Below are 5,505 nucleotides of genomic sequence, written 5' to 3'. Positions count from 1 at the left end.
GTCGAACATCGATCGCACAAGGGCCTTAACAATCGCGCAGAGAATTCTCACGTGCCGCTTCGAAAACGAGAGCGGATGATGCAGGGCTTTCGATCCGTCGGAGGTTTGCAACGTTTCATCTCGGTCTTTTCAGCAGTCAGAAATCTTTTCGTCGCGCCGCACCAGAGACACTCAGCCCTAGCCACCCATATTCATCGGATCCGCGCCATGGCGCAGTGGAAAGCCGTGACCGCTGCAATTGCCTGAGTTTACCGACAAGCGACTTTTCGGCCGTTGATCAAACAACGTGACATCGCCTGAGCAGGTTCTCCTGCCAACCTTGGCACCAGGTGACATCGTCGTCATTATATTGCAACTGTAACCGTGCATTCTTGGAATGCTGGGGGCGGTTTGTTTATATAGACAAGCGCTCTTCGTGAAAGATGAGCGTCTGGATACAGTAAGCTGTTCGCCCTAACCGTCGGTCGGCTTGAGACTTGTACTATGACCTATGATGAAAAGCGGGCCTTATCTGAGCTCTTCGATGCTCCGTCGCACGGGCACAGTCGGCGAGTGGAAATGGCTACAAGGTTGGATCCATCCGGGCGGAAGTTCGCCGAAACCAACGTTCCAGGCAGATAATCCTACAGCAGGCATGCGAAGAGCGCAACGGCATGCACGACGTCCAATCGGCCACTGGAACCAATATCAGGAATAGCCCCGCCGACGTTGCTCGCGGGCATTCTGCATCAGTTCCCCGGGGCGCATGCCACGGCTAATGACGAAACGCTCGAAGGACCGCAGCGAAGCGGGGGTGAGCATAGTAGCGCCGCGGAGGTCAAGAGGAATGGACGGGAGCACGACTCGGAAATTGAACACGCTGCTGTTTGCCTTCCTTCTTTCGCTGATAACCGGGCTTTTGTTCGCGAGTATTTATGCAAGCTTCTATCGGCACGGCATCAGCCGCGAAACTATCAATCGCTTCGACATCTTCTCCTTCTGGTACGAAACGCCCCTATATGTTGGCTACGTCACACCGGTGTTCCTCCGTGGCTTGACCATCGCCGTTAGTACTGCCGTAATCGCTACAATGGCGGGCGCCATTGTAATTCTAAAAAAGCCGCATCATCACGGCACGGCGCGCTGGGCCGCGCGGCAGGAACTACAGCGAGTGGGCTATATCAGGCCCTTTCGCAACATAACCGGACCGATCTTTGGCAAAACGGTTGGGCCGCGTTGGCCGGGTCGATATCTAACTAACGGCGAACAGCCGCATAGTCTCGTCGTGGCCCCGACGCGCGCCGGCAAGGGCGTTGGCGTGGTCATCCCGACGCTTCTGACCTTCAACGGTTCGATTCTGGCGCTCGACGTGAAGGGGGAGCTATTCGAGCTCACTTCGCGCGCCCGCGTGACGCGGGGAGATCGGGTTTTCAAGTTCGCCCCACTCGACGGTGCGGGGCGGACCCACAGTTACAACCCTGTGCTTGACATCGTCAACATGCCGCCGGAGCGCCGTTTCAGCGAGACGCGGCGGCTGGCCGTTAACTTGATCGTTGCAAAGGGGAAGGGATCGGAAGGCTTTATTGACGGCGCCCGAGACCTTTTTGTCGCTGGCATACTCGCCTGCATCGAACGGGGTACGCCGACGATCGGTGCGGTCTACGACCTATTTGCCCAGCCCGGTGAGAAGTACAAGCTTTTCGCCCAGCTAGCTGAGGAAACGCAAAATCAAGAGGCACAGCGAATCTTCGATAACATGGCCGGTAATGATACTAAGATCCTGACTTCCTACACCTCTGTCCTTGGTGACGGCGGCCTAAATCTCTGGGCGGACCCCTTAATCAAGGCAGCTACAATGACATCGGATTTTTCAATTTATGATCTCCGCCGCGATCCAACGTCCATTTTTCTCTGCGTTAGTCCAAACGATCTTGAGGTAATCGCCCCCCTCATTCGGCTGTTCTTCCAGCAGGTGGTCTCCATTCTACAGCGGACACTGCCGAAGAAGGACGAAATCTTCGAAGTGCTGTTCTTGCTGGATGAGTTTAAGCATCTCGGTAAACTCGAAGCGATAGAAACCGCGGTAACTACGATTGCTGGCTACAAGGGGCGCTTCATGTTCATCATCCAGAGCCTCTCGGCTTTGACTGGGGCATATGAAGAGTTTGGTAAGGAGAATTTCTTAAGCAATACTGGCATACAGATCTTTATGGCCACTGCCGACGACGAGACTCCAAACTATATTGCGAAAGCCATCGGCGACTATACGTTTCGCGCCCGCTCCACCTCCTTCAGCCAGCGCAACATTTTCGATACCAATATTCAGCTTTCCGACCAGGGCGCGCCGCTGTTGCGGCCCGAGCAAGTTCGCCTCATCGACGACGACATGGAGATCGTGCTGATCAAAGGGCAACCGCCGCTCCGGCTAAAAAAGGTGAAATATTATTCCGACCGCGTGCTGAAGCGGATTTTCGATAGCCAGTCTGGCGCCTTGCCGGAGCCAGAACGCCTCCACCTTGCGACCACTTACGTTCAAGCGCCCGCGACGCTGCTCGTTGCCGCGGAATCGCAACCGGATGGAGCGAAATTGGAGGACGCCGTGCAGGCCGCGTTGCCCGATTTTGACGATGTCCCGGTGGAAGACCAGGCATTCAGCGACTTTCCGGCGGGGGGCGCGACCAGTTCGGATGCTGGCGGAGAATACGCTGATGTCGAACATGCGCACGACGTCTACGGACCGAACCGGGTGAGCGACGATCACCTGAGCGAGGAGGAACTACAGGCTCGTGCCGCCCAGCGGGCACTTCTTGACCGGATCATCGATCTGCAGAGGCGGACGAATGCTTGGCAAACAGGTGAACTGGCGCCAGGAGCCATGCACTCGGATGATACGGTTCTTGAATAAGATACGGGAGTGCCGGATGCTGTTCCTGGCGACAGATGAGAGGAGTTGCATCGCGAGAAGACGACGAGAGAATTATCCATCCGGATCTGCGATACGCGTGGCCAAGCGCGCGACATGATGCGAACTCCCGGAAACCTATCTACCGATTCTAAGACGACAGTCCCGCCTGCTGCGCTCAATCTCGAGGCCGCGCTGACAAGCGCGCTGGTCTTGCCGGCTCCCGGCTCTCCGATGACGAGCAGTGAGCCTCCAGCGATTGCCTCGAGAAGGGGACCGTCACATTCTCGGGATATGGATAAACCGGAGCCGAATCGAAGTCGGGCATGCGCTGAAAGTCGCGCTAGCTCATCGGCGGACGCCTTCTTCAACCGCGAAACGTTTGCCTGGAAACCTGGAGCTTCGGTGTCATTGCAACCACGGCTTCTGAGAGCCTGCAGCAAGCCGTTTCGATCGGCAGGAGCTCCGGACTTGATCCAACAATCAGGATACATCGTGCCACGAAACCGCTCCTTTCGATGCGTTTCGACGGTCCGATCGCGCAAGGGCGACAAAGGAGAGCCGTAAGCTTCAATTGCAAGAAAACTAACGTTGAATATGCCCCACTTACACACGATGCTCGTGGCGAGAAACTCATCCAAGGCGTGGCCCATTCGCAAACCGCTGCGCTCACTTTTTATGGAAGGGCCCTACAAATGCCCGATCGATCAGCCTTAGAGTCCGTTCTGAAATCAGGGATGTGCAATTTCGTCGGACACGGTCTCCACCCATGGCGACGAGGATCGTGGCGTGAGAGACCGTCGATGCGCTGTTCATAGTCGCGCATGAGGCGCCGCCAGCGGGTCATCCATCCGAATGTGCGATCGACCACCTAGCGGCGCGGCAGGACCTGGAGTCCCTTCTGGTCGTCGGATCGACGAATAATCCCGACCACGAAGTCGAGATAGGCGGCTTTGTCCATGAGCTTCAGCCGGTCATAGGCGCTGTCGGCGAACAGATGCTTCACCCAGGGCCAACGCTTGCGGATGCCGTCCAGGAGCGCCTGAGCCCCGGCACTGCCGGAAATGTCGCGGTGGTGAGATTGACCATTAAGAGCCGCCCGTCGGTATCGACGGCAACGTGGCGCTAACTTTAAACGATTGGGTACGAGGACCGAAAATGGAAACACTGGAATCTGTCGAAGTTCTTAATAAGTTCTTGGCAAGGAAGAGGAAATTAAATTCAAGGGAAGCGAAAGTAATATTTGAACGTGACATCTTAGGTAGCATGGCAGCCGAAAATGGAAGGCTGAAGAATCCCATATTTCTTGTTGTAGGCGGACAACCGGCAGCGGGCAAAAGCTCCGCAATCAGGCAGTTACTGAATAAATATGATCCCGAATACACTCAAGTGGTAAGCGAGAACGAACTCACGTCTTTTCTTCCCGACAACAACCGCGCTCGAATGCGGGGATCTCATGTAGTTGAGGAAATAAATCGCTTCGTTGTTTTGAACTGGCGCGATCAATTGATTGACCATGCGATACGGCATCGATCAAATATCATTTTGGAGACGCGAGATCCTCCTAATTACATCGTTCTCGCGAGGGCTCGTCACATTGGCTACAAGACAGAGCTAAATATCGTGGCCACAGATAGAATCACTAGTTTTACCGCCATGCATGATCGTTATGACCGCTGGCTGGCGCGAGACTCCATCGCCCCTATCCCCTCTCCAGATGCTAAGTCGCACGATCTGAGTTATTCCGTTTGGGCATTCATAGCGGCTACAGGCATTTGTTACGACTCTTTTGATCGAATAGCAATCATTGGTCGAAGTGGCGAAATAATCTTCGAAAATAAGCAAGCCAACGATCCCACTGGACCGATGAAGACGATAGGTGAGCAGGGCGTGATGCAGGCACTTATGATTGCCCGTAATAGGCCATTGGGAAAAACTCACCGGGACGAGATTCAGAATATCTGGATCAAGCTCGAACAGAGCGATAGGTTCGCTCGACATCTACCTTGCGCTAACCTGCCAGTAAAATCTTACAAGGCGGAAATAGGCCTAGCGCTTAACAATCAAGTGGATTTTGATCCATACAAAACTCCGGCTGACGATCAGCGACATATGGCCGAGATGTTCGTTCGGACTGTTAAGCGAGATGAAGACTTTATAGTGGCAAATATCGGCGAGCCGTACTGCTACGAAAGTCATCTCATTGAGAGAATTACATCATGCCATAATATATTACAAGAGCGGTTTCTCGGAAAGTCTGCAATTGCTAGAACAGGACCATCGGATTCGACCTTTGCTCCTCAAGAGGATACAACCTTGGGCACTCCCCATCAGGAGCCACCTCAACGGTCATCCATTGTGAAGCGGAAGAGGACAGATCCTGCTAGCCTGGTAAATCGATCGCCGCAACAGGTGTCTGATGCGGCTAAATTGCAGCGACCAAAGTTTTTGGTCGAGGTGTCCCCATTTTCCAAGCGGCATACAGGCGCGGGAATGGCCAACGATGCAGCGCTTGGCGGCGTGCAGGGTGAGCATTCGGCGTCGGCGCTGAGTCCGTCAGAACCAAGGTTCGACTTCCCCGAATTTACCGAGGACGAGCTGGCAGGAATCGATGCAACAATGGA

The 5,505-nt window shown here is 54.6% G+C and carries 3 protein-coding genes and 1 pseudogene; 3 read left to right on the top strand and 1 reads right to left on the bottom strand.

The window, feature by feature from the left end:
- The coding region (locus BSG20_RS34610; RefSeq protein WP_143147562.1) for a DDE-type integrase/transposase/recombinase at window positions 1–246 on the top strand (246 nt) is incomplete at its 5' end.
- Between the two features lie 580 nt (window positions 247–826).
- Window positions 827–2,884 (top strand): type IV secretion system ATPase VirD4, encoded by a 2,058-nt coding sequence (virD4, locus tag BSG20_RS34605; RefSeq protein ID WP_093041932.1) that lies wholly within the window; start codon window positions 827–829, stop codon window positions 2,882–2,884.
- A gap of 741 nt (window positions 2,885–3,625) precedes the next feature.
- On the opposite strand, the pseudogene BSG20_RS34600 reads toward virD4, so the two are convergent.
- Window positions 3,626–4,006, bottom strand: a pseudogene (locus BSG20_RS34600) (transposase); the annotation flags it as partial.
- 33 nt (window positions 4,007–4,039) lie between these two features.
- Here BSG20_RS34600 and BSG20_RS34595 point away from each other — a divergent pair.
- A partial coding sequence (locus BSG20_RS34595) for a zeta toxin family protein (RefSeq protein WP_177309932.1) occupies window positions 4,040–5,505 on the top strand: 1,466 nt, incomplete at its 3' end.

Origin of the sequence: Rhizobium tibeticum, assembly GCF_900110205.1 — a bacterium.
GTDB classification, from domain to species: Bacteria; Pseudomonadota; Alphaproteobacteria; order Rhizobiales; family Rhizobiaceae; genus Rhizobium; species Rhizobium tibeticum.
Note: the sequence above shows the minus strand (reverse complement) of the source record. Positions and strands in the feature narration are given on the sequence as shown.